Origin of the sequence: Arthrobacter sp. APC 3897 (assembly GCF_030407495.1) — a bacterium.
GTDB lineage: Bacteria > Actinomycetota > Actinomycetes > Actinomycetales > Micrococcaceae > Arthrobacter_B.
Map to the genome: position 1 here is coordinate 12,438 of NZ_JASDDG010000004.1, position 26,973 is coordinate 39,410.

Below are 26,973 nucleotides of genomic sequence, written 5' to 3' on the forward strand. Positions count from 1 at the left end.
ATTACATCCGTTCCGGAGCGGAGACTCCCAGCAGGCCCAGGCCGTTGGCCAGGACCTGGCGGGTGGCAAGGTTCAGCCACAGGCGGGTGCGGTTCACATCGGTGATTTCCTCGTCACCCTGGGGTGCGATGCGGCAGGCGTCGTACCAGCGGTGGTAGGTGCCGGCAATAACTTCCAGATGGCGGGCCACGCGGTGCGGTTCACGGAACGCGCTGGCCTGCGCGACGACGCCGGGGAACTGTCCCAGCGCAGCCAGCAGTTCGCCCTCGGTGGGGTGCGTCAGCAGGGACGCATCGAAGGCCGAGTCGTCTACGCCGGCGGCCTCGGCATTGCGGGCCAGGGCGTAGGTGCGGGCGTGGGCGTACTGGACGTAGAACACCGGATTCTCGTTGCTGCGCTTGGTCAGCAGGTCCAGATCAATGTCAATGTTGGAGTCGGCGGAGAAGCGGGCCAGCGTGTAGCGGGCCGCGTCCACGCCCACGGCGTCCACCAGGTCCTCAAGGGTAACCACGGTGCCGTTGCGCTTGGACATGCGCACGGGCTTGCCGTCCTTGACCAGGTTCACCATCTGGCCGATCAGCACCTCAACGCACTCCGGGTCATGGCCCAGAGCGGCGGCAGCGGCTTTGAGCCGGGCCACGTAGCCGTGGTGGTCGGCGCCGAGCATATAGAAGTTCAGGTCGAAGCCGCGGTCGCGCTTGTTCTGGATGTAGGCGATGTCTCCGGCGATGTAAGCGGCGTTGCCGTCGGACTTGATGACTACGCGGTCCTTGTCATCACCGAACTCGGAGGAGTTCAGCCACCAGGCGCCGTCCTTCTCATACAGGTTCCCCGAACCCTTGAGCTGCTCCAGCAGCTTGTCCACCTGGCCGTTTTCATGCAGGGAATCTTCATGGAAGAAGACGTCAAAGTCCACGCCGAAGTTATGCAGGGATTCTTTGATGTCGGCGAACATAAAGTCGACGCCGGCTGCGCGGAAGTGTTCCTGGGCTTCGGCGTCAGGCAGTTCCATAATGTCCGGTTCCACCGCCAGGATGCGGTTGGCAATGTCTTCAATGTATCCGCCGGCGTAGCCGTCCTCGGGAGCGGCCTCGCCCTTGGCTGAGGCCAGCAGGGACCGGGCAAAGCGGTCAATCTGCGCGCCGTGGTCATTGAAGTAGTACTCGCGGGTGACTTCGGCGCCCTGCGACTGGAAGATTCGGGCCAGGGCGTCGCCGACGGCGGCCCAGCGGGTTCCGCCCAGGTGGATGGGTCCGGTGGGGTTCGCGGAAACAAACTCGAGGTTGATCCGGGTGCCCTTGAGGATCTCCGAGGTGCCGTAGGACTCACCGGCATCCACAATGGTCTTGACCAGCTCGCCGGCGGCACCGGCGTCGAGCGTAATGTTCAGGAAGCCGGGTCCGGCAATGTCCACCTTGGCAACGCCGTCGATCTTTTCAAGGCGGCCCTTGAGAATCTCCGCGAACTGGCGCGGGTTCATGCCGGCCTGCTTGGAGAGCTGCAGCGCGATGTTGGTGGCCCAGTCACCGTGGTCGCGGTTCTTCGGCCGCTCCACGCGCACCTCCCGGGGCACGTCGATGCTGAAATCACCGGCATCGATGGCGTCTTGGAGGCAGGCAGTTACGGCGGAGGAAAGTTCTTCAGGAGTCACCGGTTAAGCATAGCCTCCGGGCAGGTGCCGGTCCGCGAACTGTGACGGCGCCCGCTCACAGTCATCCAGCCCCGCGGCCGGGACGGGTCCGGAGGGGACGGCAGCACCCGCTGCTCAGGCGGGGCACAGGCAAGGCACATCCGAATACGTTGTAATGGATAGGGATCCCGCCTCCAAGGAGAGAATAATGACCCCCACACGCAAGACCCTGCTGTTCGCCGCCGCATCAATGACGCTGGCCTCCACTGCCTGCGCCGGCACAGCGAACGACGGCGCTTCCGCCGCGGAAGAGTCTCCGGCTGCGGAGTCGCCGGTTCGTACCGGCAGCTACGGGGACGGAACGTACTCCGCCGCCGGAAGTTACATCCCGCCGTCCAACCAGACCGAAGAAGTGGATGTGACGCTGACGCTGGAAGGCAACGTTGTCACCTCCCTGGACGTTCAAACGTCCGGCAACAACCCCACCTCCAAGCAGTATCAGCGCGAATTCACCTCCGGCATCGAGTCACAGGTGGTCGGCAAGAAGCTTGATGAGCTGAATGTGGACAAGGTTGCCGGCTCGTCCCTGACCAGCTCCGGATTCAACAAGGCCCTGGACGCCATCCGGATGGAAGCCGCGAGCTGACCTTTCCATGCCGGATTTCAGCTTCGAGGCCATTGGCACCGCCTGGACCGTGAGCACCGCCGCCCCGCTGACGGTCCAGGAGCGGGCCGCCCTCGCAGAGGCGGTGGAGTCCTATGACCGGACTTACTCACGTTTCCGGCAGGACTCGGCCATCGCACCGCTGGCCGCAGCCCCGGGGACCGTGGACCTTCCGGTCACCGCTGCACCGCTGCTGAGTCTCTTCGACACCCTCCACCGGCTCAGCGGCGGCGCCGTCAATCCCCTGGTCGGGTCGTCGCTGGAGAAGCTCGGCTACGACGCGGCGTACTCGTTTGCCTCCGCAGGCCCGTCTCCGGCACCGGACTGGGCGGCTTCGGCGTCCTGGCAGGCGCTTGGGGACCGAACCGTGCTGAACACCTCAGTGCCGGTGACCTTCGACATCGGCGCCGCGGGAAAGGGACAGCTGGTTGACCTGGTCTTCGAGCTGCTGCACGCGTCCGGACACCGGGAGCTGACGGTGGACGCCGGTTCCGACCTGCGGCACAGCGGCCCCCGCCCGCTGCGGGTGGCCCTGGAACACCCGTATGACACCACGCGGGCCGTGGGTGTGCTTCCGCTGCACAACCGGGCGCTGTGTGCCTCGGCGTCCAACCGCCGGCAATGGGGAGACGGACTGCACCATATTGTTGATGCAGGGACCGGCCGTCCCGTGGAGACGGTGGCAGCCGCCTGGGTGCTGGCAGATGACGCCATGACCGCCGACGGGCTGGCCACCGCCCTGTTTTTCACCGACCCCGGCACGCTCGCCGAAGAATTCGCCTTTGACTATGTGCGGATGTTTTCGGACGGGCGGGCCACTTTCTCAGATGCCATGGCTGGAGTTCTGTTTTCATGAGTCTTTCCCTGTCCGCCACCTCCCGCCGGCTGGACGCTTTCGCCGGCCGCTGGACGATGTACCGGCTGACCGTTGTCCTGCTGCTGGTCATGACGGCGTGGTCCTTTGCGCTCTCCGTTGCCGGACAGCTGTTCTACACTCCGGCCGAACTCGCGGCCACGGCCGCCACCGCCGTTGTCTCCTCATTGGTGGCCAGCCGCGTCATGGGGCTGCTGTTCCGCACCCGGCCGCAGACCGACTCTTCGCTGATTACCGGTTTGCTTCTCTTCTTCCTGTTCTGGCCCTCCACCGAAGGAGGCCAGCTCCTGACCGTGGCGCTCGCGGCCGGGGCTGCCACGGCGTCCAAGTACCTGCTGGTGTGGCGCGGCCGGCACATCTTCAATCCCGCGGCCTTCGGCGCAGCTCTGCTGGCCGTCACCGGCCTGAACAGCGCCGTGTGGTGGGTGGCGGCACCGCTGATCCTGGTGGTTGTCCTGCCCGCTGCCGCGCTGATTCTTTACCGCAACCGGCTGCTGCCCATGGCCGGAGTGTTCCTGCTGGCCTCGGGGACAATCATCACGGCGCGGTTCCTGTCCGGCGGGGAACCGCTGACGACGGCGCTGGCCACCCTGTTTGCGTCCTACCCGGTGCTGTTCTTCGCCGGATTCATGCTGTCCGAGCCGCTGACCCTGCCGCCCAGGCATATCCAGCGCCTGCTGGAGGCCGCCGTCGTCGGCGTCCTGTTTGCCGTACCGCTAAACCTGGGTCCGGTTTATATGTCCCCTGAACTGGCGCTGCTCGCCGGGAACCTGCTGGCCTTTGCCTTGGCACCGCGTGCAGGAATCCGGCTGCGGCTGCGGGACAACCGCGCACTGACGCCCACGGCCCGGGAGCTGGTCTTTGAGCCGCTGCGGCCGCTGAAGTTCCGCCCGGGACAGTATGTGGAGCTGAGCCTGCCCCATGCCAGCCCCGATGCCCGCGGCGCCCGCCGCATCTTCAGCCTCACCACGGCACCGGAAAAGCCGGAAACAGTGGCGGTGGGGCTGCGCGTCAGCGAACCGTCCAGCTCCTTCAAAGCCACCCTGATGAAGCTGAAGCCCGGTTCTGTGGTGACCGGAACGTCAGTGGCCGGGGACTTCCTGCTCCCCCGCCGTCCCGGCGTTCCTGTGCTGCTGATAGCTTCCGGCATCGGAATCACTCCATTCATGAGCCAGCTGCGTTCGCTGGCCGCGCGCGGGCAGATCGGCAGGGGCACCAACGGATCCGACATCGTCCTGGTCTACGCGGCCTCTTCAACGGAGGAACTGGCCTATGCGGCGGAACTGCACGGCATGGGAATCCGCGTTTTGGCCTGCACTCCCACCGATCCGCAGATCAGCGGATGGACCTGGCTGGGACCCGGCCTGCCGGATGCACAGGCCCTGGGCCGCGCGGTTCCCGACGCCGCACGGCGTGCCGCCTACATCTCCGGTTCCCCCTCGGCAGTGGCTGAGGCACGTGCCGCAGTCCGCGGAGCCGGCGTCCGCACCGTGAAGACGGATGCCTTTCTGGGCTACTGATTCAGGCTGCGTTTTCACACGGCGCGCCGGACCTGCTAAGCTTCTTGAGTCCCACAGGACCTGCCGGTTTACCGGCGTCCTTGCCCTCGTAGCTCAGGGGATAGAGCGGTTGCCTCCGGAGCAACAGGCCGTAGGTTCGAATCCTATCGAGGGCACTTTGAGACAGAAAGAACCCCGCACTGGTTGCGGGGTTCTTTTGCGTTCCGGGTTTCTGAGTTCCGGGTTCCTGCGTTCCGGCGATTTCCGCATTTCCCGGCGGCCCGCTGTTCATGGGCGCGCTGCCGCGTCCGGCTGACCCCTTGGTGGGGCGGGTCCAGGACGGGGATCAGACCACGTAGTAAAAATTCACCCGCCCCGCAAATAGTTACTCAAAACCCTTGCGCAGAGCAGGCCGGCGGGCGGTATGGTGTGGCACATACCAACCGGTCGGTTCCTCGATCTCGAGAAGCCGGGTCCGGGTGGCCGAATCCCGCTACGAGAAACACGGAACACCGCCCCATGAAAACCCTGAACATCAAAGAGGAACTCACCCGCGTTTCCGTGGACCTCTTCGCCACCCAAGGCTATGCCAAAACGAGCGTCCAGCAGATTGTCGACGCCGCCGGAGTCACCAAGGGGGCGCTGTACCACTACTTCGATTCCAAGGATGATCTGCTTTTCGATATCTACGACCGCATCCTGACCCTGCAGCACCGCAACCTGGAAGAAATTACGGCACGGAACCTTCCGGTGGAGGAGACCGTGCGGCTGGCGTGTGAAGACGTCCTCATCACCTCGATTGAGTGGATCCGCGAAGGCGCCGTCTTTTTCCGCTCCCAGCACATGCTCAGCCCCGACCGGATGGAAGAAGTAAAGAGACGGCGCCGCAGTTACAGCGAGGTCTTCGCTGCCCTGATCGTCCGCGGCCAAAACGAAGGCGTTTTCCGCAGCGACATTCCCACAGCTGTCCTCGTGGCCAACTTTTTCGCCAACCCGCACTATCTCTCGTACTGGTACCAGCCGCACGGCCCCCTGACCAAGCAGCAGGTGGCAAAACAACTGACCGATCTGTACCTCGCCGGGCTGCGGCCTGCTTCCCTCGAAGGATCCCCATGAAAGCCTGGAACGTCGTAACCCTTGCCGAGCCGCGTGAGGCCCTGCGCCTCACGGATCTGCCCTCCCCATCCGCTGCACCGGGGTCGCTGGTGCTGAAAACCCTCGCCGTGGCGCTGAATTTCCCCGATGTGCTGCTGTGCCGCGGGGAATACCAGGAAAAGCCGGAGCTGCCCTTCGTGCCGGGCATCGAACTCTGCGGCACCGTCACCGGAATCGGCGACGGAGTCAGCGGCTTTCAACTGGGCGACCGCGTCATTGCCACGCATCTGGGCGTGATGGCCGAGGAGGTGCAGGTTCCGGCTGCCACGGCATTTCCTGCTCCGGCATCCCTCTCCGACGCCGAAGCCGCCGCCCTGTGCATCGGCTACCAGACCGGCTACTTTGGGCTGCACCGGCGGGCACGGATTGTCCCCGGCGAAACCCTGCTGGTCCATGCCGCAGCGGGCGGCGTGGGCACGGCAGCCGTGCAGCTGGGCAAAGCCGCCGGCGCCACCGTGATCGGCGTGGTGGGCAACGAAGCCAAACGCAGGGTTGCGGAAACGGCAGGCGCGGACATTGTCGTTAATCGCAGCACCGAGGACTTTGTCCAAGTTGTCAACGAAGCAACCGGCGGCCGCGGAGCCGACGTCATCTACGATCCCGTGGGCGGCGAAACCTTTGACCGCTCCACCAAGTGCATCGCCTTCGAAGGACGCATTGTCATCGTCGGGTTTGCCGGCGGAACCCTGCAGACCGCCCGCATGAACCATGCCCTGGTCAAGAACTACTCGCTCCTGGGACTGCACTGGGCGCTGTACACCAAGAAGGCACCGGAACTCGTTGCCGAGGTGCATGAACAGCTCACCCTTCTGGCGGACAAGGGGTTGATCCGTCCCGTGGTCACCGAAACCGCACCGTTTGCATCAGCCCCCGACGCCGTCCAGCGCCTGGGCGACGGCAAGACCGCAGGGCGGGTGGTGCTGACCCTGTAACTGCACGCGCCAACGCGGCTCAGCCCGATCCGTTTCAACACAGGAAGCTTCAACGAGACAACGGAGTACTCATGGAAGTTATACATACCGACCAGTCGGTTTTAGAACCGCCACGTCTGCGCTTCGCCGGTGTCAGTGTGCGGTTCGGCGGCCTGACAGCCCTGGACTCGGTGTCATTCGCTGTCCCGGCGGGCGCCGTCGTCGGCATTATCGGACCCAACGGCGCCGGCAAGACGACGCTCTTCAACGTCATCTGCGGGTTCACCACGCAGGCATCAGGATCCCTGGAACTCGACGGTGAAGCGTTCCGGCCGCGGCGCCACCGGCTCACGCGTCAAGGTGTCGCCAGAACCCTCCAGGGCCTGGGCCTGTTTCCCGGTTTGACCGTCCTGGAAAACGTCATGCTCGGGCTGGAAAGCACCGCCCGGCACAACCCTGCGGAGGATGCCCTGGCCCTGCCCCGCTCCCGGCGCGGAGAGGCACTGCTGCGCGAGCGCGGACTCCGGAGCCTGGATGACCTCGGCATTGTGTCCTTTGCGGCCGCGCTGCCGGACACCCTCCCCTACGGCATCCGGAAGAAGGTAGCCCTCGCCCGCGCACTCGCAGGTGCTCCCCGCCTCCTGCTGCTGGATGAACCCGCCGGCGGACTGGCGCACGAGGACATCGATGAACTTGCCGCGATCATCCAGTCCGTTCCGGCAACCGGCTGTTCCGTGGTCCTGGTGGAACACCACGTTGACCTGGTCATGAACGTCTGCGAGCGCATTGCGGTCCTGGACTTCGGCAAGCTGATTGCCGAAGGCACCCCCGCGGAAATCGGTGCCAACCAAGCCGTCACTGATGCTTATCTGGGAGTTGAACCGGTATGAGCGGACTCCTGGTGATGGAATCAGTCAGTGCCGGCTACGGCCCGGTTCCGGTCCTGCACGGCGTCAGCCTCAGTGTGGCGGCAGGCAGCATCACCGCCGTCGTCGGCGCCAACGGTGCGGGCAAAACCACCCTGCTGCGCACGATCATCGGTCAGCTGCAACCGGCCGCGGGATACATCAGTTTCGACGGCGCTGCCCTGGCCGGCACCAAGGTGGAAAACATGGTGCGCCGCGGCATCGCACTCGTACCGGAGGGCCGCGGCGTCATCACCGAACTGACAGTGGAGGAAAACCTGCGCCTGGGCGGCTTGTGGCGCCGGGACCGTGCCGCAGCGGCAACTCTGCTGGCGCGCATGTACGAACTGTTTGAGCCGCTGGCCCGGCGCCGCAGGGCCCCCGGGCATCAGCTCTCCGGCGGTGAACGCCAGATGCTCGCCCTCGGCCGCGCCCTCATGGCCAATCCGCGGCTGCTGTTGCTCGATGAACCCTCGCTCGGCCTGGCTCCGCGCATCACCGCCCAGATTCTGGGCCTGCTGCGCACCCTGTGCGACGACACCGGCCTGACCGTCCTGCTGATCGAGCAGAACGTCCGCAGCGCCCTTTCCGTGGCCGACGACGGCGTGGTCCTCAACCTCGGCTCCGTCGTCGCTGCCCGCTCCGCTGCCGACCTGGCTGCGGACACCGACCTGCGCCACACCTACCTGGGGTTCTGACATGGACAGATTTCTCTTCCTCACCGTCGACGGTCTGGCCCGCGGTGCCGTACTGGCCGCCTTCGCGCTTTCACTGGTCATCATCTGGCGCGCCGCCCGCATCGTGAACTTCGCCCAGGGAGCGATGGCCGTGGCCACCACGTACATCGCCTTCACCGTCACCAGCGCCACCGGCAACTACTGGCTGGGGCTGGCGTCCGCAGTCGTCGCCGGGCTGGTGCTTGGCGCCCTGGTGGAACGGACCGTGATGCGGTTTGTGGGAAACACCAATCCCTTGAACTCGGTGATTGCCGGGCTGGGCCTGCTGCTGGTGATACAGGCTGCCCTGGGCATGATCTTCGGCAACGGTTACCGGGCCATGGCCACACCGTTCAGCTCCACCCCGATTTCCGTCGGCGGCGTCAGCGCCGTCTCCCCCTACGATCTGTTCATCTTCATCTGCGTAGGACTGATGGTGGTTGGCCTTGCCCTGCTCTTCACGAAAACCTCCCTGGGGCTGCGGCTGCGGGCCTCGGCCTTTGCCCCGGATCTGGCCCGGCTGCTGGGCGTGCGCTCCTCCCGCATGCTGACCCTGGGATGGGCCCTGTCCTCGGCCGTGGGCGCCCTGGCCGCACTGCTGATCATCCCCACGGAGCTGGGGCTGAACCCGCATGCCGTGGACACCGTCTTCGTCTACGCCTTCACCGTTGCCGTGGTGGGCGGACTCGACTCCGCCGGCGGTGCGGTTGCGGGCGGGCTGGCCGTGGGCGTGGTGCTCAGCTGGGTCAGCGGCTATCTGGGTGCCACCCTGACTCCCATCGCGGTGCTGGTCCTGCTGCTGGCAGTGCTGCTGCTCCGCCCCGCGGGACTGTTTTCGATGACGAAGGAGCGCACGGCATGAGACCGCTGACACCCCTGGTTTCCCTGCTGCTGGCTGCCGCCGCGGCGGCGGCACTGATCGGACTGACGTTCGTCGTCGAACCCTTCCGGTCCTATCAATTGGCCACCGCGTGCGCGTACCTGTGCGCCGTGGCCGGGCTGACCCTCCTGACCGGAGCCGGCGGGCAGCTCTCCCTGGGGCAGGCGGCGCTCATGGCCGCCGGCGCCTACAGCTACGCCCTCAGCGCCAACGCACTCGCCGGGGCCGGAGTGGAAGGCGCCCTCCTGCTGCTGGTGCCGCTCGGCGCCTCCATCCTGGGCGCCTCCATCCTGGGCGTGGTCATCGGATGCGCCGCCGGACGGCTGCACGGGCCGTACCTCGCCGGCTTCACCCTTGCCCTGGTGGTGGCCATACCTGCGGTCACAAGCACGTTCTCCGCCGTTCTGGGCGGAGACCAGGGCCTGTGGATCACAGTGGAGAAGCGTCCGACGGCGCTGCGCGGCACCGTCAGCAACGAGCAGTGGCAGGCATGGCTGGCCATCATCTGCGCCGTCGCCGTGATGGTGGTGCTGAATAACCTGCTGCGCGGACGGTTTGGCCGCCAGCTGCGGGCCGTGCGCGACAACGACGCCGCTGCTTCCCTGTCCGGTGTCAACGCGGCCCGCACCAAGATCATCTCCTTTACGGTCAGTGCCGCCGCGGCGGGGCTGGGCGGAGGCCTGCTCGCCTACGTCACCCAAAGCGCCAGCCCCGGGGCCTACTCGCTGGTGCTGTCCCTCTATCTGCTGATGGCAGCGGTCATTGGCGGCATCGGCTCGCTCACCGGGGCGGTCTGGGGCGCTCTGATCATGGTGTTCCTGCCCTACGCGGTCAATACGTTCACTGCCAATCTGCCGGTCTCCGCCGACGTCGCCGCCCGGCTGGACGGCAACCTCGCCGTAGCGGTGTTCGGCACCATCCTCGTGCTGGTCATCCTCCTCGCCCCGCGGGGCATCCAGGGGCTGATCACGGCCGCCGGGCGGCGGTTCCGGGCCCGTTTCCCGCCCGGACAAAGCCCTTCCAACCCTGCCTCCGCCGTCGTACCCGTTCCGCAGTCCCGCCCATCAGCAGAAACTCCCTCATCAGGAACACAAGCTCCTGCCACAGAAACAGGCACTCCCCCTTCAGGAACACTGTCCACCACGAAAGGTCAACGATGATTGTTTCCCAGCACCCCGGCCCTGTCCGCAGCACTCCTGCCCAGAGGCGCCCCGCCGCAAACAAGCGCAGACACAGCGTCCTCGCCGCAGCGGTCACGGCGGCGGCCCTGACCCTGGCGGCCTGCGGATCCTCCGGAGAAGGTACGTCAACGGCAGCTGAAGACGTTCCGGGGATCACCGACAGCACGGTCACAGTGGGAACGCACCAGCCCCTGACCGGGCCGGCGGCAGCAGGATATGCCTCGATTTCACCGGCCACCAAGGCCTACTTCGACCACGTCAACGCCAACGGCGGAATCCACGGCCGCACCATTGAGTACACGGTCAAGGATGACGGCTACAACCCCGCCAATACCCAGAGCGTGGTGCGCGAAATGGTGCTCCAGGACGAAGTGTTCGCGGTCGTCGGCGGCCTCGGCACGCCGCCGCACAGCTCAGTGCTGGACTTCCTGAATGACAACGAGGTCCCGGATCTGTTTGTTGCCTCGGGAAGCCCCACCTGGAACCAGCCCGAAAACTATCCCTACACCTACGGTTTCATGCAGGACTATGACACCGAGGCCAAGGGCCTGGCTGCCTATGTGCAGGAAGAGTTTCCGGACGCCACGTACTGCCTTTTCGGCCAGGACGACGACTTCGGAGCGGACTTCAAGACCGGGCTTGAGTCGGCGCTGGGCAGTGACTCGCTGGCCAGCACCCAGGTGTATTCCACGACGAACACTGACGTGGCAGCGCAGATCAGTGACCTGCAGGCCGCCGGCTGCGATGTCAACTTCCTGGCGTCCATCAACGGCTTCACCGCACAGGCCATCGGAACGGCGGCCAAGCTGGGCTATATGCCGAGGTGGGCGGCGTCCTCTGCCGGCGGGGATTACAACACGCTGTCCAGTTACCTCGGCGAGAACACCGACGCACTCCTGGAGGGTTTCATCAGTTCGAACTACCTTCCGGCCAACACCGACACGGACGATGAGTGGACGGCCAAGTTCAAGGAGATCAACGAGGAATACAATCCGGGAGCTGCATTTGACGGAAACACCATTTTCGGCATGTCCATTGGCTATCTCTTCGCCGAAGCCCTTCATGAGGCGGGCGAGAACCCCACAAGGGAGTCGCTGCTGGAGGCACTGGAGTCCGGCGATGTACAGGGCAACGGACATGTGCCGCTGGGCTTCAGCGCAGACAGCCATGCCGGTTACACCGGAGGCATGATCACCCTGGTTTCGGACGGCGTGCAGGCCTACACGGGATCGCCGTACTCCGCTGACGGCGATTCGGTCAGCGCCTACACCGAAGACCGTCCGGCAATGCCGGAGAACGGTATTCCGCAGTAGGCCCCTCCGGGCGGCTGCATCAAAAAAGGGACGGATCCGCCGGCGGCGGGTCCGTCCCTTTCCTGTCCGTCCCGTTCAGCGTCCTGCCGGGCTCAAGCCAGCACGTACAGCGTGATCCAGTCGGCAACCACGGCCGGCTTGTCCGCACCCTCCAGTTCAATGGTGATGCCGGTGACAACACGGAGGCCCTGGACTGTGCTCTGAACCTTCGAGAGCTCGGAGACCACCCGGACCCGGCTGTTCACCGGTACGGGGTGCGGAAACCGTACGCGGTCCAGACCGTAATTGATGCCCATGACGGTTCCGTCGAGGCTCACGCGCTCCGCGGTCAGCGCGGGCAGCAGTGAGAGGACCAGGAAACCGTGGGCAATGGTGGCGCCGAACGGGCCGGCGGCAGCCCGTTCAGGCTCGGTGTGGATCCACTGATGATCATCCGTGGCATCCGCGAAACGGTTGATCCGGTCCTGGTCGATCGTGATCCACTCGCTCGTTTCGCGCTGTCCCACCGCGGCTTCAAGTTCTTGGACGGAGGCATAGTGTGTCATTGCTAGGCCTTCGGTCCGCCGGCTACGTACAGTACCTGGCCGGAAACAAAGGATGCTTCCTCCCGAATGAAGAACGATGCCGCAGCGGCAATGTCAGCCGGAGTCCCTGCACGGCCCACCGGGATTTCCGCCACCGCATGCTTCACGAAGTCGTCAAACGGCACTCCGACCCGCTCCGCCGTCGCCCGGGTCATGTCGGTTTCAATGAAGCCCGGGGCAATGGCATTGACCGTGACGTTGTACCGGCCCAGCTCGATGGCGAGTGTTTTGGTGAACCCCTGCAGCCCCGCTTTGGCAGCGGCGTAGTTGGCCTGGCCGCGGTTGCCCAGGGCAGAGGTGCTGGAAAGGTTGACGATACGCCCCCATTTCTCCTGCACCTGGTGCACCTGGACGGCACGGCTCATCAGGAAGGCGCCGCGCAGGTGAACGCCCATGACGGCATCCCAGTCCGTGTCCGTCATCTTGAACAACAGGTTGTCCCGCAGGATGCCGGCGTTGTTGACCAGGATGGCGGGGGCGCCCAGTTCGTCCGCGATCCGCGCTACTGCCGTTTCGACTGCCCCCGCGTCCGAGACATCCGCTCCCACCCCCACCGCTTTTCCGCCGGAATAGTTGATGGCTTCGACTGTGGCGGCGGTGTCCTCCTCCCGCAGGTCGATCACACCGACCCGGTGGCCGTCGGCCGCCAGACGGGCGGCAACGGCGGCGCCGATGCCCCGCGCTGCCCCGGTGACAATGGCGGTCCGCTGAAAAGGAGGTGCCTGGGCTTCGGTCATCTTTTCTCCTCGAAGAGTGAGCTGGGTCATACTGTCACGGCTGAGCGTACCGACCGGGCGGTACGTAAGCAATCACTCTCCGGTTGATGCCTTCAACCGGCCGCCCGGCCATCACTGACGGTGCACGTACAAGTCCCGGAGGAGTGCGACTTCGGCCAGGTGATGGATCATCTCGCGGTGGATATGCAGGACCAGCTCTGCCATGGGTGCCTGGGACCAGTTTCCCTCCGCCTCACCCACCGGCACGGCGAGCGCTGCGTCATCCAGTGCCCCCACGGACCGGATCCAGGTCCCGTAATACTCATCCAGCAGCTCCAGCGCTCCCGCCGCTGTTCCAGGGTACTCAAACGTTTCGTAGCTGACCGCCGGAGCGCCGAAGTGCGCAGCATTGCGCATGCCCAGCACCCCTACGAGGATGTGGCTGAGCCGCCAGGCAATCGTGGTGAACGGAGCAGGAACCGGTTCCGGATACTCAAAGTCGATCGTGAAACCGCCCTTCCCGGGCACCTCCGCACCCGCGCCCGAGGGCCGCGGCCGTACATTCCAGGCTCCCGGCACGGGTTCCCGGAAATACTCGTCGTCCGTCAGCCCTTCCAGCCGCGGGCGGGCCTGGTTTTCCCAATGCCACTGCATCTGGTCAGTCAGCAGGCGCGGAATATCCAGCGGGCCTCCGGACCTTCGGCTTTCTCCGCCTGACGGCCCCCTGCCCTCCTCTTCCGCAGCGGGTGCCTCAACCATGTCCCGTTCGCGTTCCATAACCTTTACCTTCCGTTACCTTCCGTATCGAAGCGACGGGACTGCCGGAACTCCGGTGCCCAAGTCGCCGTGTCCTTCAACCGCTCAGTCACTTCACCCTAGAAGCACATGAGGACAGCTTTCGTCCGCATATGGGAGTAGCTTGAAACCATGTTGGAAACCTCGGCTCGGCTGCTGCACCTGCTCTCACTGCTGCAGATGAGGCGGGAGTGGACCGGGGCTGCCCTGGCGGACCGGATGACGGTCACCGAGCGCACGGTGCGGCGCGACATCAGCAAGCTGCGCAGCCTGGGGTATCCGATCTCCGCTTCCCCGGGCATCGCCGGAGGTTACCAGCTGGGATCCGGCGCGCAGCTTCCGCCGCTGCTGCTGGACGACGACGAAGCGCTCGCCGTCGCCCTCGGACTGACCGCCGTCGCCACCGGTCCCGTGTCCGGGATCGGTGAAGCTTCGGTCCGCGCCCTCGCAAAACTGGAACAGGTCCTTCCCGGACGCCTCCGGCCCAAGTTTTCCGCGCTTCGCCAGTCCGTCAGCGTGCTGGGCGGCAATGCCGCGAACGTGGATCCGCAAACTCTGACCGCCATGTCCGGAGCCATTGCCGAACAGCGTGTGGTCTCGTTCCGCTACACGGCGGCCGGCAACGCCCCCGGACGACGGCTCGTGGAACCCTACAAGCTGGTGAGCACCGGCCGGCGCTGGTACCTGGCGGCCTGGGATCTTGAACGGCAGGACTGGCGGACCTTCCGCATGGACCGCTGCCAGAGCATTCCGGCCATCCGTGAGCGCTTTTTCCCGCGCCCGCTGCCGGCCAGGGACATGGCCGCCTATGTCCAGGACTCCATTACGCGCTTTCCCTACCGGTACGACGTCGTATTGCGGCTGGCCGCGCCCGTTACCGACCTGCAGGAGCGGATTCCGCCGGAGGCAGCCTCACTGGAGGCAGACGGGCCGGAACACACCATCCTGCGCGGCGGCTGGGATTCCCTGGATTTGCCGCTGATGCGCCTGGCCGCCCTGGACATCGAGTTCGAAATCCTGGCACCGGCCGAAATGCGGGACCGGGCGCGGGCGGCGGCAGCGCTGCTCCAGCGGGCCGGCGGTGTCCAGCCCTCGGCGGAATACGGGAAGGCCGCGGATTCCAGCGATTAGACTGGGAACAATCATGGCACTGACTATTTCCTACCCCGCGCTCCTGCCCGTTTCGGAGCGCCGTGAAGACATCATGGCGGCCATCGCCGCCAACCAGGTGACAATCATCGCCGGCGAAACCGGTTCCGGCAAGACCACCCAGATCCCCAAGATGTGCCTGGAACTCGGGTTGGCGGAAAAGGGGCTCATCGGCCACACCCAGCCGCGGCGCCTCGCTGCCCGCACGGTGGCCGAACGCATCGCCGAAGAGCTCGACGTCGAACTGGGCGCCGAAGTGGGCTACCAGGTGCGCTTTACCGGTGAAACCAGCCGCTCAACCAAGATCAAGCTGATGACCGACGGCATCCTGCTGGCCGAGATCCAGCACGACCGCAAGCTGAAGAAATACAGCACCATCATCATTGATGAGGCGCACGAGCGCAGCCTGAACATCGACTTCATCCTTGGCTACCTGCGCCGGCTGCTGCCGGAACGCCCGGATCTGAAGGTCATCATCACCTCGGCCACCATTGATCCGGAACGCTTCGCCAAACATTTCGCGGCGGACGGCAAACCGGCCCCCATCATCGAGGTGTCCGGACGAACGTTCCCGGTGGAGATCCGCTACCGTCCGCTGAACCAGCCGGCCAACGGCGGATCGGACGACGAAGACGTCGACGATGAGCTGGAAGAGGACCGCGATCCGGTGGACGCCGTCTGCGACGCCGTCGAAGAGCTCTCCCGCGAAGCCCCCGGCGACATCCTGGTGTTCTTCTCCGGCGAGCGTGAAATCCGCGACGCCGCCGACGCGCTGCGCTCCTCGGTCCAGCGGGTCCCGCGGCTGGCCAACACCGAAATTCTGCCGCTGTATGCCCGGCTTTCCCTGGCCGACCAGCACAAGGTGTTCCACCCCGGCAAGCACCGGCGCATCATCCTGGCCACCAACGTTGCCGAGACCTCGCTGACCGTGCCGGGCATCAAGTACGTCATCGACACGGGCACCGCGCGCATCTCCCGGTACTCGCACCGCACCAAGGTCCAGCGGCTGCCCATCGAGCGCATCTCCCAGGCCTCCGCCAACCAGCGTTCGGGACGTTGCGGCCGCGTCTCCGACGGCATCGCCATCCGGCTCTACTCCCAGGAGGACTTCGAATCCCGTCCGGAGTTCACGGATCCCGAGATCCTGCGCACCAACCTTGCCGCCGTCATCCTGCAGATGGCCGCCATGGGCGTGGCCAAGGGGCCCAAGGATGTGGCCGATTTCCCCTTCGTCCAGCCCCCGGACTCCAAAGCCATCAACGACGGCGCCACGCTGCTCAAAGAACTCGGCGCCCTTCAGCCGGCCGGCGGCATCACCCCGGTGGGCCGCAAGCTGTCCCAGCTGCCGGTTGACCCGCGGCTGGGCCGGATGATCGTGGAGGCGGGCGCACGGGGCTGCGCCAAGGAAGTCATGGTGCTCACCGCCGCGCTGACCATCCAGGATCCGCGCGAGCGCCCCTCGAAGGACGATGCGGCCCGCGCCCAGAAGGCCGCCGAGCTGCACAAGCGCTTCGTGGACGAGAACTCCGATTTCACCGGCTACCTGAACCTGTGGCGCTACGTACAGGAGAAGCAAAAGGAACTCTCGTCGTCGGCCTTCCGCCGGCTGTGCAAAAACGAGTTCCTGAATTATCTGCGCATCCGTGAGTGGCAGGACCTGTTCACCCAGCTGCGCCAGATTGCCAAGCCGCTGGGCATTACGCTGTCCCCCGGCCCGGTGGATCCGGTGGCACATGACAAAGAAATCCATATGAGCCTGCTGGCCGGCCTGCTCAGCCACATCGGTCTCTACGACCAGCGCAAGCGGGAATACTCCGGTGCCCGCGGCACACGCTTTGCGGTCTTTCCCGGCTCGGCCCTGTTCAAGAAGACACCGGACTGGGTCATGGCCGCCGAGCTGGTGGAAACCTCGCGCCTGTGGGCCCGCGTAGCTGCCAAGTTTGACCCGCTGTGGGTGGAGGAAGTGGCTCCCCACCTGATCAAGCGCAGTTACAGCGAGCCGCACTGGTCCAAGAGCCGCGGCTCGGTGATGGCCTACGAAAAGGTCACGCTCTACGGTGTGCCGGTCATTCCCCAGCGGAGCATCAACTACGGCCGGGTGGACCCGGAACTGTCCCGGGAAATGTTCATCCGTCATGCCCTGGTGGAGGGCGACTGGCGCACCCACCACAAGTTCTTCCACCGCAACCAGGCGCTGCTGGCCGAAGTGGAGGAGCTGGAGAACCGGGTTCGCCGCCGTGGCCTGCGGGTGGACGACGAGACGCTCTTCGAGTTCTACGACGAGCGCGTGGGCAAGGATGTGGTCTCCGAACGGCACTTCGACAAGTGGTGGAAGAGCGCCCGGCACGAGAATCCGACGCTGCTGGACTTCGACCCCGAGGCTCTGCGCACCGACGACGCCTCCGGGCTGGATGAAAACGACTTCCCGAAGAGTTTCCGCTACGGCGACTTTGACCTGCCGCTGACCTACGAGTTCTCCCCCGGCGTTGCCGGGGCGGGCGACGGCGTCAGCGTGGAGGTTCCCGTGCTGTTCCTGAACCAGCTCGATCCCGAGCCGTTCAAGTGGCAGATTCCGGGCCTGCGGGCCGAACTGATCACCGCGCTGATCAAGTCGCTGCCCAAGGCCATCCGGAAGAATTTCATTCCTGCCCCCGACGTGGCACGTGCGGCTGCGGCTGCACTGGCTGCTGACTTCGACCCCGCACAGGACGCACTCGAGCCCTCCCTCGAACTGGCGCTGCGCCGGCTCAAGGGCCACATCATCCCGCCCGGGTCCTGGAACTGGGACGCTGTGCCTGAACACCTGCGCATGAGTTTCAGCGTGGTGGACGGCTCGGGCAGGGTCCTGGACGAAGGCAAGGACCTTGCCGCACTGCAGGAATCCCTCGCCCCCGCCACCCGCCGCGCCATTGCCGAGTCGCTGGGCGCCACTCCCAAAACCGTGACGCCCAAGGCGGCCGGCAAGCACGGGGGCAAGCCTTCCGGACCGGCGGCAAACACCGTAGCAGGACAGCCGGCGTCGTCGTCGGGCCCCTCGCTGGCAGAACAGACGGGGCTGACGGAGTGGAGCGTCGGCACCATCGACAAGCAGGTGCAGCGGCTTGTGGCCGGGCATATGGTCACCGGCTATCCCGCACTGGTGGATGAAGGGAAAAGCGTCGGACTGCGCATGTTCCAGAATGCCGCAGAACAGGCCGCTGCCATGCGCGGCGGCGTGATCCGGCTGCTGGTGCTGCGCGTTCCGAGCCCGGCAAAATACGTCCTGGAGCACCTGAGCAACACGGAGAAGCTGACCTTCAGCCAGAATCCGCACGGCTCAGTGGCCGCGCTGATTGAAGACTGCACCCTGGCCGCCGTCGACAAGCTCACGCCCGAGGCCCTCCCGTGGACCCGGGAACAGTTTGATGAACTGTATGAAAAGGTCCGGGCCGAGCTGATCGATACTGTCTTCACCGTGACCGCCACGGTGGAGAAGATCCTCTCCAGCACCCGCCGCATCACCAAGGCGCTGAAGGGAACACAGTCCCTGGCCCTCATCAGCGCCCTGAATGACATCCGCGCACAACTGGACTCGCTGGTGTACCCGGGGTTTGTGGCACGCACCGGCTACGCCCAGCTGACGCACCTGCCGCGTTACCTGGCGGGGGTTGAGCGGCGGCTGGAAAAGCTGCCCACCAACGTGCAGCGTGATGCGCAGCAGATGGCAGTGGTGCAGGCGCTGGAGGACGACTACGACGACGCCGTCGCGGCGCTGCTCCCCGGCGCAGGAACACCCCCTGCGCTGACCGAAGTCCGGTGGATGATCGAGGAGCTGCGGATCAGCTTCTTCGCCCAGGAACTGGGAACCGTGCGGTCGGTGTCGGAAAAGCGGATCCGCACCGCCCTGAACGCTGCTTTGGCTCCGGCCTAGGCCTCCGGCACGAACTCCCCGTGTCCTGCGTCGCGCAGCGCCCGGCGGAGCTTTTCCGCATTGGCGTCCATACGCTGCGGATCGGGATTGGACTCGGCCCGGCTGAAGTCGAAGTCCTGCAGGGAATTAGTCGGCCAGACATGCAGGTGCAGGTGGTCGATTTCGAAGCCGGCAATGCTCAGCCCCGCCCGTTCCGAACCGAAAGCGGCAACCTGCGCCTGCCCAATGGCATGCGCAACGGCTGTGAGCTTCTGCATCAGATCAGCGGGGGCATCCGTCCATTTGTCGACCTCCTGCCGCGGCACCACCAGAGTGTGGCCGTCGCTCAGGGGGCCGATGCTCAGGAACGCCACCACGTCGTCGTCCTTCCAGACAAAGCGGCCGGGGATCTCGCCGTTGATGATCTTGGTGAAAAGAGTGGGCATGGGTGCTCCTGGAGACTGTTGGGGGGAAGGGGATGGGTTCCGGGCAGCGCCGGCTGCGGTGGAGGGCTGCGTGTTGGCAGGTACCTTCAGGCGCAGGGGCGGCGGAACTGGTCGGCCGGTCATCATGTTTAGACGCTATCTCTTTTTGGCTGTCCCCGGCCATTCCCCTGCGCGCGTTCCCACGGCAACCGGCGAGCCCTTGGTGGAGGACCACTGGGACCAGGATCCCGGGTAAAGGGCGGCCCGGTAGCCGGCTACTTCCAGTGCCACAACGTTGTGGGCAGCGCTGACGCCGGACCCGCAGTACACGGCAACGGGGGCATCGCGGCGCACGCCCAGCTCCTCGTAGACGGCGCGCAGTTCCTCCGGGGTGCGGAAGGTGCCCTCCTCAGTCAGGTTGTGCGCGGCGGGCGCATTGACGGCACCGGGAATGTGCCCGGCCCGCGGGTCCACCGGCTCACGGTCCCCGCGGTAGCGCTCCCTGGCCCGGGCATCGAGCAGGCGACCGCCTGCCACTACCGCCGGAACATCCCACATCTCCAGGACCGGCATCCGGCCCCAGGAGAGCTCCACGTTCCCGGGGACGGGTTCCACGGGTCCGCCCTCCAAAGCGAAACCTGCCCGGTGCCAGGCGACGATGCCGCCGTCGAGCAGGTAGACGGACTCCAGTCCGGCGTGACGCAGCAGCCACCAGGCGCGTGCAGCGGAGGTGCCGCCAACGGCGTCATACACAACGACGGTATCCCCCTGGCTCACCCCCCAGCGGCGGACCGTGCGGTGAAAATCTTCCGGGTCCGGCAGCGGATGCCGGCCCCCGGCACCCTTCCCCGCCGGGGCAGCCAACTCCTTTTCCAGATCCACATAAACGGCGCCCGGGATGTGCCCGCGCTCGTGCTGCTTGTGCCCGTCAGTGTGGCCCAGGGCCCATCTCACATCCAGCAGCGCCACCGGTTCGCCGCTCGCCAGCAGCTCCTGCAGGGTCTGGACATCGATCACCGGCCCGCTCATATCTGCACCGAATCACCGGCGGACAGGTGCTGATACACGGTTCCGTACAGTTCACCGAAACGGGTCACATGACTCTCGGCGATCCCCAGGCCGCGCTCATTCAACAGTGCGTCATGGATCGGATAGGCCCGCTCGGCGCCGGACGCGATGACAAAGTCGATGACCTCCCCCACCTTGGACCAGGGAGCGTGGATGGGTACCAGGAGGGTCTGCACGGTCAGCCCGTTCGGGATCACGAAGGAATCCCCCGGATGGTAAAGGCTCCCGTCGATCAGGTAGCCGAGGTTCGCCACCACCGGCACGAGGGGATGGATCAGCGCGTGCTGTCCGCCGAAGGAGCGCACTTCGAAGCCCGCAGCGTCAAAGGCAGTGTTGGGTTCAACGTCGATGATCCGGTCCGCGGCACCGCTGCCGGTCCCGGAGCCGGCCAGCGCCGACCGCAGCTCTGCGGCCAGGGCCGCCGGGGCGTAGAGCACCAGGTTCGGAGCTGTGTCCATGACGGCCAGGACGCGGTCCCGGTCCAGATGATCGGCGTGCTCATGGGTGATCAGTACTGCTGACGCACCGTCCAGGGCTTCCTCCACCTCGGAGAATGAACCGGGATCCAGTACGAGCACGTTGCCGCCGCGCTCCAGCCGCACGCAGGAATGGGTGTACTTGGTCAGTTTCATAGGGTCACAGTACCCCCGGTGTCCGTTCTTGGCCGGAAGGCTTCACCTTGACCCGCAGTGGCCGTGGTGGGCCGGTGCGATAATCTGGAGGTTGCGCAGGCTGCGGGCTGAAAAGTTCATGTCCCGCTGTTGCCCTGCCGGGGCCGCGGCACCGGCACCACCGTTCCAAGGAGGAGCATGTCATCCGAGACGTCCCGCCCAGCGAAGCGGACCCCCGAACAGCGGGTCACGCGCCAGCGGCTCGCCGTCGGCCGGACCCTGGACGAGCTTGATGATTTCGTCAGCACCCAGGAGCTCTACCGTCTGCTGCATGAACGCGGCGACAGTGTCTCCCTCGCCACCACGTACCGCATCCTGCAGTCCATGGCGGAAGAGAACCAGGTCGATGTGCTGCGCAACAGCGACGGCGAAGCGCTTTACCGCCGCTGCACCGTCGAGCACCACCACCACCACCTGGTCTGCCGAAACTGCGGGAAAGCCGTGGAAGTGGAAGCTCCCGCCGTAGAAGCATGGGCAGCGGGGCTGGGAGCCCAGTACGGCTTCACCGATGTGGCCCACACAGTGGAGATCTTCGGGCTCTGTCCGGACTGCAGCGCCTAAGCCCTGCCGGGGCTCCTGAGCCCTGGACGACAGCTGAGCCCTACGCGGCAGCGCCCGCCCGCACCCGTCCCTTCGTCCGCGTCCGCTTAATCAGGCGGCAGACCAGGTAGATCAGGAATGAGATGGTGGTGATGTAGGGGCTGATCGAGATCCGCCCGCCCAGCGCCAGGAGAATGCCGCCCACCGCCGACGTCACGGCGAAGAGCACGCTGAGCAGCACAACCAGCCGCGGCGACGAGGTCACCAGCAGTGCCGCGGCCGACGGCGTGATCAGGAGCGAGAGCACCAGCAGCGCACCCACCACCTGGATGGACAGGGCCACTGAGAGCCCCAGCAGGATCATGAAGACAATGGAGAGCACGCGCACGGGAACGCCGCGCGCCTCAGCCAGCTCCGGGTCCGCGCTGGCGAAGGTCAGCGGCCGCCAGATCAGGACCAGCCCGGCCACAACAACGACGGCGGTGCCGGCCAGCAGGTTCAGCTGCACCGTATCAACGGCAACGATCTGCCCGGTCAGCAGGCCGAACTTGTTGGCCGAGCGGCCCTCATAAAGGCCCAGGAACAGGATGCCCAGTCCTAGCCCGAAGGGCATGATTACCCCTGTCACGGAGTTTCGGTCCCGGGCTTTCAGCCCCATAACCGCCAGCAGCACCGCAGCAGCCACGGAACCCGCCAGGGACCCGAACACCACATTGGCGCCGATCAGCAGCGCAAACGCCGCACCGGCGAAGGACAGTTCGGCAATGCCGTGCACGGCGAAGGCCAGATCCCGCATCAGGACGAAGGTGCCGATCAGGCCGCCCACCAGCCCAAGGATGGCGGCTGCCCAGATGGAGTTGGAGACCAGGGGCAGCAGCTGCCCGTAATCACTGAAGTCGAAGACGGCAGAGAAGTAATCACTCAAGTCCATGGTCATCCCCGCTCTCGCCGTGGACATGGGTGGTGGCATCGGGGATACCCAGCACAACAATCCGGCCGTGGCTGCGCAGGACTTCCACGCGGCTTCCGTACATTTCCGAGAGCACGTCCGAGCGCAGCACCTCCGACGGCGTTCCGGTGCGGAAAGTTCCGCCGGCCAGGTACAGGACCCGGTCCACATAGTCGATCACCGGGTTGATCTCATGCGTCACGAACACCACGGCCGAGTTCTCCCGGTGGCATCGGCGGTCGATCAGGGCGCTGATGGCCTGCTGGTGGTGCAGGTCCAGGGACAGCAGCGGTTCATCGCAGAGCAGCAGATCGGGGTCGGTGGCCAGCGCCTGTGCGGCACGCAGCCGCTGGAGCTCGCCGCCGGACAGCAGCCCCACGGGCTCATTGGCGTACCGGGTGGCGCCCACCTGGTCCAGGAGCTCATCCACCCGGCGCCGCACCGGGGACCGGTTCAGGCGCAGTCCCCATTTGTTGCCGTCGACGCCGAGACCCACCAGGTCTCTTGCGCGCAGGGGGGTTCCCGGGCCAAAGGCCTTCTGCTGGGGAATGTAGCCAATGTCCCGGCTGCCGCGCTGGGCGGGCCTTCCGTTGATTTCAACGGTTCCCCGGCTCAGTTGCTGCAGGCCGAGCAGGATCTTCAGGAAGCTTGTCTTGCCGGAACCGTTGGGTCCCAGCACCGCCAGGAATTCTCCGGCATGGATGTCCAGATCCAAACCGTCCCAGAGAGTGCGGGAACCGTAGGACAGCCCGGCGTTTCGCAGCCGGACAACGGGGTCGCTCACCGCAGGACGTCGTCGATGGCGGTCACGTTGGACCCCATCCACCCCAGATAGTCCTGGCCGTCAGGCAGGGTTTCGGAGAAGTCCAGCACGGGTACGCCTGCATCCTCTGCGACCGCCCGGACAGTTTCTGTCTGTGCCGTGGAGGTTTGGGTGTTGTAGGCCAGGAAGGCCACGTCGCCGGAGCGCAGCAGATCCTGCATCTCCTTCAGCACTGCCGGCGGAACGTCGGCGCCTTCTTCCACGGCAGCGGTGAAGTCAGCGGGCGTTACGTTGTGCAGGCCGGCAGCTTCAAACAGGTATTCGGGAACAGGTTCCGTCACCGCTACATCCCGGCCGCCGGCCGCGGCAGAGTCTTCGGCCAGGTTTGCCGTGAGCTCGTCGATGCCGCTGTTGAAGGCTGCGGCGTTGTCCCGGTAGGTGGAGGCGTGATCCGGGTCCACGGTGGCCAGGCGTTCTGCGGCCGCCTCGGCGAGCAGCCCCATCGCCTCGGGGCTGTACCAAACGTGTTCGTTGAAGGAACCGTGGGAATGTCCGGCGTGGCCGTGCGCGTGCCCGTCCCCGCTCCCGGCGGTGGAGTCGCCGCTGTGTGCTTCGTCGTCGTGTGCTTCACCGCCGTCGTGCGTTTCACCGGCTGTGTCCTCCAGTCCTGAAATCTCCACGGCGTTGAGGACGTCCGCACTGTCGATGCCGGAATCTGCCACCAGCGTCTCCATGAAGGTGTCGTAGCCCCCGCCGTTCAGGACCACGAGGTCCGCCTCGGAGACGGCCAGCTTGTCGCGCGCCGTCGCTTCATAGGAGTGCGGGTCCTGGCTGGGACGGTCGATGATCGAAGTGACGCTGACCCGGTCCCCGCCCACGCTCTCCATGATGTTCCCGTAAACATTGGTGGAAGCCACCACGTCAAGCGTGCCGTCGCCCCCGCCTCCGGAGGATCCGGTGCCGGATTCGCTGGAGCAGCCGGAGAGCAGCAGGGCTCCCCCGGCCAGGTAGAGGCCGGCAAGACGGACGGAGGGTCGTCGCATAAGTTTTTGTTTCCCTGTCGAGCGGAAGTACATGGAGATGAAGGGGGAGTCCCGCGTGGGAACTCCCCCAGCATAACCTAAACGCGAATCATTCGCATCTAGGAATGCCTGATACCGGTCACGGGTTACTCGGAATAGCTTTCCCCGGACCGCCGAAAACCCTGGGCCTGCGTAGCGTCACGAATCTCGCCCACCAGCTGCTCAATAATGTCTTCCAGGAAGAGCACGCCGCGCGTCTGGTTGTCCGGGCCGAGCACACGGGCCAAGTGGGATCCGGTGCGCTGCATGGTGGCCAGGGCATCCTCAATCCCGTCCTCGAGCCGCAGGTTCGCCAGCGTCCGCACCTTGTTTTCGGTCAGCGGACGGTCATAAGCATCCAGCGGCATGGCCATGATGTCCTTCAGGTGCATGTACCCCGTCAGGTTGCCGTGTTCATCCATCAGTACAAACCGGGAGAAACCCGTGCGTCCCACGGCTTTTTCGAATTCTGCCGGGGTGGTGTCGGTGCTCAGCGTGACAAGCTCGTCCAGCGGCACCATCACTGTCCCGGCGGACTGCCCGGAGAACTCCAGCGCTCCCGAGATAACGCCCGAATCATCGGCCACCAACCCGTGCTTCGTGGACTCCTGCACAATGGACTGCATTTCTTCCAGGGTGAAGGCCGAGGACACCTCATCCTTGGGGGTAATGCCCATGACCCGCAGCGCATGGTTGGCCAGCCAGTTCAGGCTCCCAATCACAGGCCGGACCAGCCGGGAAATGAAGACCAGCGGAGGCGCCAGAAGCAGCGCCGCCCGGTCCGCCACGGACACGGAGATATTCTTCGGCACCATTTCACCGAAGGTCACGTGCAGGAAAGTAACAATCAGCAGCGCCACCAGGAACCCGGCGCCGTCGGCGAATTCCACCGGAAGGCCCAGGGCCTCCAGCGGAGCGGCCAGCAGGTGGTGGATCGCCGGTTCGGCCACGGAGAGAATGAGCAGGGAGCACACCGTGATGCCCAGCTGGGCGCAGGCCAGCATCAGGGAGACGTGCTCCATGGCCCACAATGTGGTTTTCGCCCGCTTGGACCCCGCTTCGGCCAACGGCTCAATTTGGCTGCGGCGCGCGGACATGACGGCAAATTCGCCGCCCACGAAGAACGCGTTGCCGATCAGCAGAACCACCAGCCAGAAAATACCCATGACGTCGCTCATCGCTGGTTCCCCCCGCCGGCAGCATCCTTCACCGGAGCATCAGCTCCGGCTTCGCTCTTGGGCCCGGACTTTTTCGAAGCAGCGGGCGCACTTTCATCGACAGCGGAAGGATCGTCGTCGTCGTACCGGGGAATGAAACTGACGCGGTCAATGCGCCGGCCGTCCATGCGTTCAACTTCCAGGAGACCGCCCTCAACGTTCACGCGGTCACCCGCGGCTGCAATGCGGCCCAGCTCGGCCATGATGTAGCCGCCCACCGTTTCATAACCGGATTCATCGGGAATGTTCAGCAGCGGCACAAGCCTGGAGACTTCGTCAGGCCGCATGATGCCCGGGAAGTACCAGGCGCCGGCGGCGCTCTGCAGCACGCCCGGCTTGATCTTGTCGTGTTCGTCGGAGACTTCCCCGACGATCTCCTCCACCAGGTCCTCAAGGGTTGCTACCCCTGCTGTTCCGCCCCATTCATCGAGTACGACGGCGAGCTGCAGGTTTGCACCCCGGAGCTCGGAGAGCAGACTGTCCAGGTGCACCGTTTCGGGCACGCGGAGGACCTCGCTCATAATGGCTCCCGCCGGCAGGTCCGCGCGGCGGCTGCGGGGCACAGCCACGGCCTTTTTCACGTGCACCACTCCCCTGATGTCATCCGGGGAATCCCCCAGGACGGGAAAGCGTGAATATCCGGTGCGGCGGGCAGCTTCAATGACATCCGCCACGGACTGCTCCGAATCAATGGTCTCCAGCCGGATGCGCGGCGTCATGACATCGGCCGCCGTCCGCTCCGCGAAGGAAAACGTGCGGGACAGGAAGTTCGCTGTTCCCTGGTCCAGGGTGCCCATCTCGGCTGACCTGCGGACCATGGAAGAAAGCTCGGCGGGGGTGCGCGCTCCGGTGACTTCCTCCTTGGCCTCGAGGCCAAAGAGGTTCAGGACCTTGTTGGAGAAGCCGTTGAGCACCAGGATGGCCGGCTTGAAGACCACGGTGAAGGCCAGCTGCGGCCGGGCAAGGGCGCGCCCCATGCGGAACGGCAGTGAGATGGACATGTTCTTGGGGATCAGCTCACCCAGGAGCATGGACAGGAACGTCGCCAGGACCATGGCCGTCACGACGGACACCGAATCCACTGCAACGGGCGGCAGTCCCAGCGCCGCCAGCGGGGTTTTCAGCAGGCGGCCCACTGACGGTTCCATCACGAAACCGGTCAGCAGCGTGGTGAGCGTAATGCCCAGCTGGCAGCTGGACAGCTGCGTGGACAGGGAGGTCAGGCAGCGCAGGAGCGGCTCGGCGCCCTTGTCGCCGTTTTCCACCGCCCGCCGGACCGTGGGCTGGTCGAGGGCAACCAGGGAAAACTCAACAGCCACAAAAAAGCCGGTGCCGAGAATCAGCACCAGGCCAAAGAAGAGATATAACCATTCCATTTAAGCTTCCACCGCCGGAATCATCAGGGGAAGCGCGGCAGG

The 26,973-nt window shown here is 65.5% G+C and carries 25 protein-coding genes and 1 tRNA gene; 14 read left to right on the plus strand and 12 right to left on the minus strand.

The features are described 5' to 3' along the window. Position 1: 1 nt before the first annotated feature. The gene (gene argS / locus QMA10_RS03245; protein WP_290166143.1) at positions 2–1,651 is read right to left on the minus strand and encodes an arginine--tRNA ligase; all 1,650 of its coding nucleotides are present in this window, start codon (positions 1,649–1,651) and stop codon (positions 2–4) included. A gap of 187 nt (positions 1,652–1,838) precedes the next feature. On the opposite strand from argS, the gene QMA10_RS03250 reads away from it, so the two are divergent. The 11 genes from QMA10_RS03250 to QMA10_RS03300 all read left to right on the plus strand — a co-directional run bounded on the left by QMA10_RS03250 (position 1,839) and on the right by QMA10_RS03300 (position 11,728). Continuing rightward, on the plus strand, positions 1,839–2,276 hold the full coding sequence (locus tag QMA10_RS03250; RefSeq protein WP_290166145.1) for a hypothetical protein: 438 nt from the start codon (positions 1,839–1,841) through the stop codon (positions 2,274–2,276). A 7-nt stretch (positions 2,277–2,283) separates the two neighbouring features. Further along, positions 2,284–3,150, plus strand: a complete 867-nt coding sequence (locus tag QMA10_RS03255; RefSeq protein ID WP_290166147.1) for an FAD:protein FMN transferase — start codon at positions 2,284–2,286, stop codon at positions 3,148–3,150. Then, positions 3,147–4,688 (plus strand): FAD-dependent oxidoreductase, encoded by a 1,542-nt coding sequence (locus QMA10_RS03260; RefSeq protein WP_290166149.1) that lies wholly within the window; start codon positions 3,147–3,149, stop codon positions 4,686–4,688. The genes QMA10_RS03255 and QMA10_RS03260 overlap by 4 nt, the downstream gene beginning before the upstream one ends. Before the next feature lie 82 nt (positions 4,689–4,770). Further along, positions 4,771–4,843 (plus strand) — tRNA-Arg (locus QMA10_RS03265). Positions 4,844–5,186: 343 nt separating this feature from the next. After that, complete coding sequence (locus QMA10_RS03270; protein ID WP_290166151.1) at positions 5,187–5,783, plus strand: TetR/AcrR family transcriptional regulator; 597 nt, start codon at positions 5,187–5,189, stop codon at positions 5,781–5,783. Further along, positions 5,780–6,754, plus strand: a complete 975-nt coding sequence (locus QMA10_RS03275) for an NADPH:quinone oxidoreductase family protein (RefSeq protein ID WP_290166153.1) — start codon at positions 5,780–5,782, stop codon at positions 6,752–6,754. Before QMA10_RS03270 ends, QMA10_RS03275 begins: the two co-directional genes overlap by 4 nt. 71 nt (positions 6,755–6,825) lie before the next feature. Beyond that, positions 6,826–7,623 carry an ABC transporter ATP-binding protein gene (locus tag QMA10_RS03280; protein WP_290166155.1) on the plus strand — a complete coding sequence of 266 codons (798 nt, stop codon included), beginning with the start codon at positions 6,826–6,828 and terminating at the stop codon, positions 7,621–7,623. Further along, positions 7,620–8,336 (plus strand): ABC transporter ATP-binding protein, encoded by a 717-nt coding sequence (locus QMA10_RS03285; protein ID WP_290166157.1) that lies wholly within the window; start codon positions 7,620–7,622, stop codon positions 8,334–8,336. Before QMA10_RS03280 ends, QMA10_RS03285 begins: the two co-directional genes overlap by 4 nt. A 1-nt stretch (position 8,337) precedes the next feature. Next, complete coding sequence (locus QMA10_RS03290) at positions 8,338–9,216, plus strand: branched-chain amino acid ABC transporter permease (protein WP_290166159.1); 879 nt, start codon at positions 8,338–8,340, stop codon at positions 9,214–9,216. After that, a complete protein-coding gene (locus QMA10_RS03295) occupies positions 9,213–10,394 on the plus strand; it encodes a branched-chain amino acid ABC transporter permease (RefSeq protein WP_290166161.1) in 1,182 nt (393 codons plus the stop codon). Before QMA10_RS03290 ends, QMA10_RS03295 begins: the two co-directional genes overlap by 4 nt. Beyond that, positions 10,391–11,728 carry an ABC transporter substrate-binding protein gene (locus QMA10_RS03300; RefSeq protein WP_290166163.1) on the plus strand — a complete coding sequence of 446 codons (1,338 nt, stop codon included), beginning with the start codon at positions 10,391–10,393 and terminating at the stop codon, positions 11,726–11,728. Before QMA10_RS03295 ends, QMA10_RS03300 begins: the two co-directional genes overlap by 4 nt. A 92-nt stretch (positions 11,729–11,820) precedes the next feature. Here QMA10_RS03300 and QMA10_RS03305 read toward each other — a convergent pair whose 3' ends face one another. From QMA10_RS03305 to QMA10_RS03315, 3 genes are all read right to left on the minus strand, one after another. Continuing rightward, positions 11,821–12,273 carry a MaoC family dehydratase gene (locus tag QMA10_RS03305; protein ID WP_290166165.1) on the minus strand — a complete coding sequence of 151 codons (453 nt, stop codon included), beginning with the start codon at positions 12,271–12,273 and terminating at the stop codon, positions 11,821–11,823. 2 nt (positions 12,274–12,275) lie between these two features. Continuing rightward, complete coding sequence (fabG, locus tag QMA10_RS03310) at positions 12,276–13,049, minus strand: 3-oxoacyl-ACP reductase FabG (RefSeq protein WP_290166167.1); 774 nt, start codon at positions 13,047–13,049, stop codon at positions 12,276–12,278. A gap of 111 nt (positions 13,050–13,160) precedes the next feature. Further along, positions 13,161–13,805: a DinB family protein gene (locus tag QMA10_RS03315; protein WP_290166169.1), complete on the minus strand. Its 645-nt coding sequence runs from the start codon at positions 13,803–13,805 to the stop codon at positions 13,161–13,163. A 150-nt stretch (positions 13,806–13,955) separates the two neighbouring features. On the opposite strand from QMA10_RS03315, the gene QMA10_RS03320 reads away from it, so the two are divergent. After that, the gene (locus QMA10_RS03320) at positions 13,956–14,954 is read left to right on the plus strand and encodes a YafY family protein (RefSeq protein WP_290166171.1); all 999 of its coding nucleotides are present in this window, start codon (positions 13,956–13,958) and stop codon (positions 14,952–14,954) included. A gap of 13 nt (positions 14,955–14,967) precedes the next feature. After that, the gene (gene hrpA, locus QMA10_RS03325; protein WP_290166173.1) at positions 14,968–18,882 is read left to right on the plus strand and encodes an ATP-dependent RNA helicase HrpA; all 3,915 of its coding nucleotides are present in this window, start codon (positions 14,968–14,970) and stop codon (positions 18,880–18,882) included. Here hrpA and QMA10_RS03330 read toward each other — a convergent pair. The 3 genes from QMA10_RS03330 to QMA10_RS03340 form a co-directional block, all read right to left on the minus strand. Next, a complete protein-coding gene (locus QMA10_RS03330) occupies positions 18,879–19,307 on the minus strand; it encodes an HIT family protein (RefSeq protein WP_290166175.1) in 429 nt (142 codons plus the stop codon). The genes hrpA and QMA10_RS03330 overlap by 4 nt on opposite strands. A 135-nt stretch (positions 19,308–19,442) precedes the next feature. Beyond that, positions 19,443–20,315 carry a sulfurtransferase gene (locus QMA10_RS03335; protein ID WP_290166177.1) on the minus strand — a complete coding sequence of 291 codons (873 nt, stop codon included), beginning with the start codon at positions 20,313–20,315 and terminating at the stop codon, positions 19,443–19,445. Continuing rightward, positions 20,312–20,986: an MBL fold metallo-hydrolase gene (locus QMA10_RS03340; protein ID WP_290166179.1), complete on the minus strand. Its 675-nt coding sequence runs from the start codon at positions 20,984–20,986 to the stop codon at positions 20,312–20,314. Before QMA10_RS03340 ends, QMA10_RS03335 begins: the two co-directional genes overlap by 4 nt. 177 nt (positions 20,987–21,163) lie before the next feature. On the opposite strand from QMA10_RS03340, the gene QMA10_RS03345 reads away from it, so the two are divergent. Further along, positions 21,164–21,586, plus strand: a complete 423-nt coding sequence (locus QMA10_RS03345; protein WP_290166180.1) for a Fur family transcriptional regulator — start codon at positions 21,164–21,166, stop codon at positions 21,584–21,586. Between the two features lie 40 nt (positions 21,587–21,626). Here the strand turns inward: QMA10_RS03345 and QMA10_RS03350 are convergent, their stop codons facing one another. From QMA10_RS03350 to QMA10_RS03370, 5 genes are all read right to left on the minus strand, one after another. Continuing rightward, on the minus strand, positions 21,627–22,496 hold the full coding sequence (locus QMA10_RS03350) for a metal ABC transporter permease (protein WP_290166181.1): 870 nt from the start codon (positions 22,494–22,496) through the stop codon (positions 21,627–21,629). After that, positions 22,483–23,298: a metal ABC transporter ATP-binding protein gene (locus tag QMA10_RS03355; RefSeq protein ID WP_290166182.1), complete on the minus strand. Its 816-nt coding sequence runs from the start codon at positions 23,296–23,298 to the stop codon at positions 22,483–22,485. Before QMA10_RS03355 ends, QMA10_RS03350 begins: the two co-directional genes overlap by 14 nt. Then, positions 23,295–24,320 (minus strand): zinc ABC transporter substrate-binding protein, encoded by a 1,026-nt coding sequence (locus QMA10_RS03360; protein WP_290166184.1) that lies wholly within the window; start codon positions 24,318–24,320, stop codon positions 23,295–23,297. Before QMA10_RS03360 ends, QMA10_RS03355 begins: the two co-directional genes overlap by 4 nt. A gap of 125 nt (positions 24,321–24,445) precedes the next feature. Further along, on the minus strand, positions 24,446–25,516 hold the full coding sequence (locus tag QMA10_RS03365) for a hemolysin family protein (protein WP_290166185.1): 1,071 nt from the start codon (positions 25,514–25,516) through the stop codon (positions 24,446–24,448). Continuing rightward, complete coding sequence (locus QMA10_RS03370; protein WP_290166187.1) at positions 25,513–26,931, minus strand: hemolysin family protein; 1,419 nt, start codon at positions 26,929–26,931, stop codon at positions 25,513–25,515. The genes QMA10_RS03365 and QMA10_RS03370 overlap by 4 nt, the downstream gene beginning before the upstream one ends. Between the last annotated feature and the right edge of the window lie 42 nt (positions 26,932–26,973).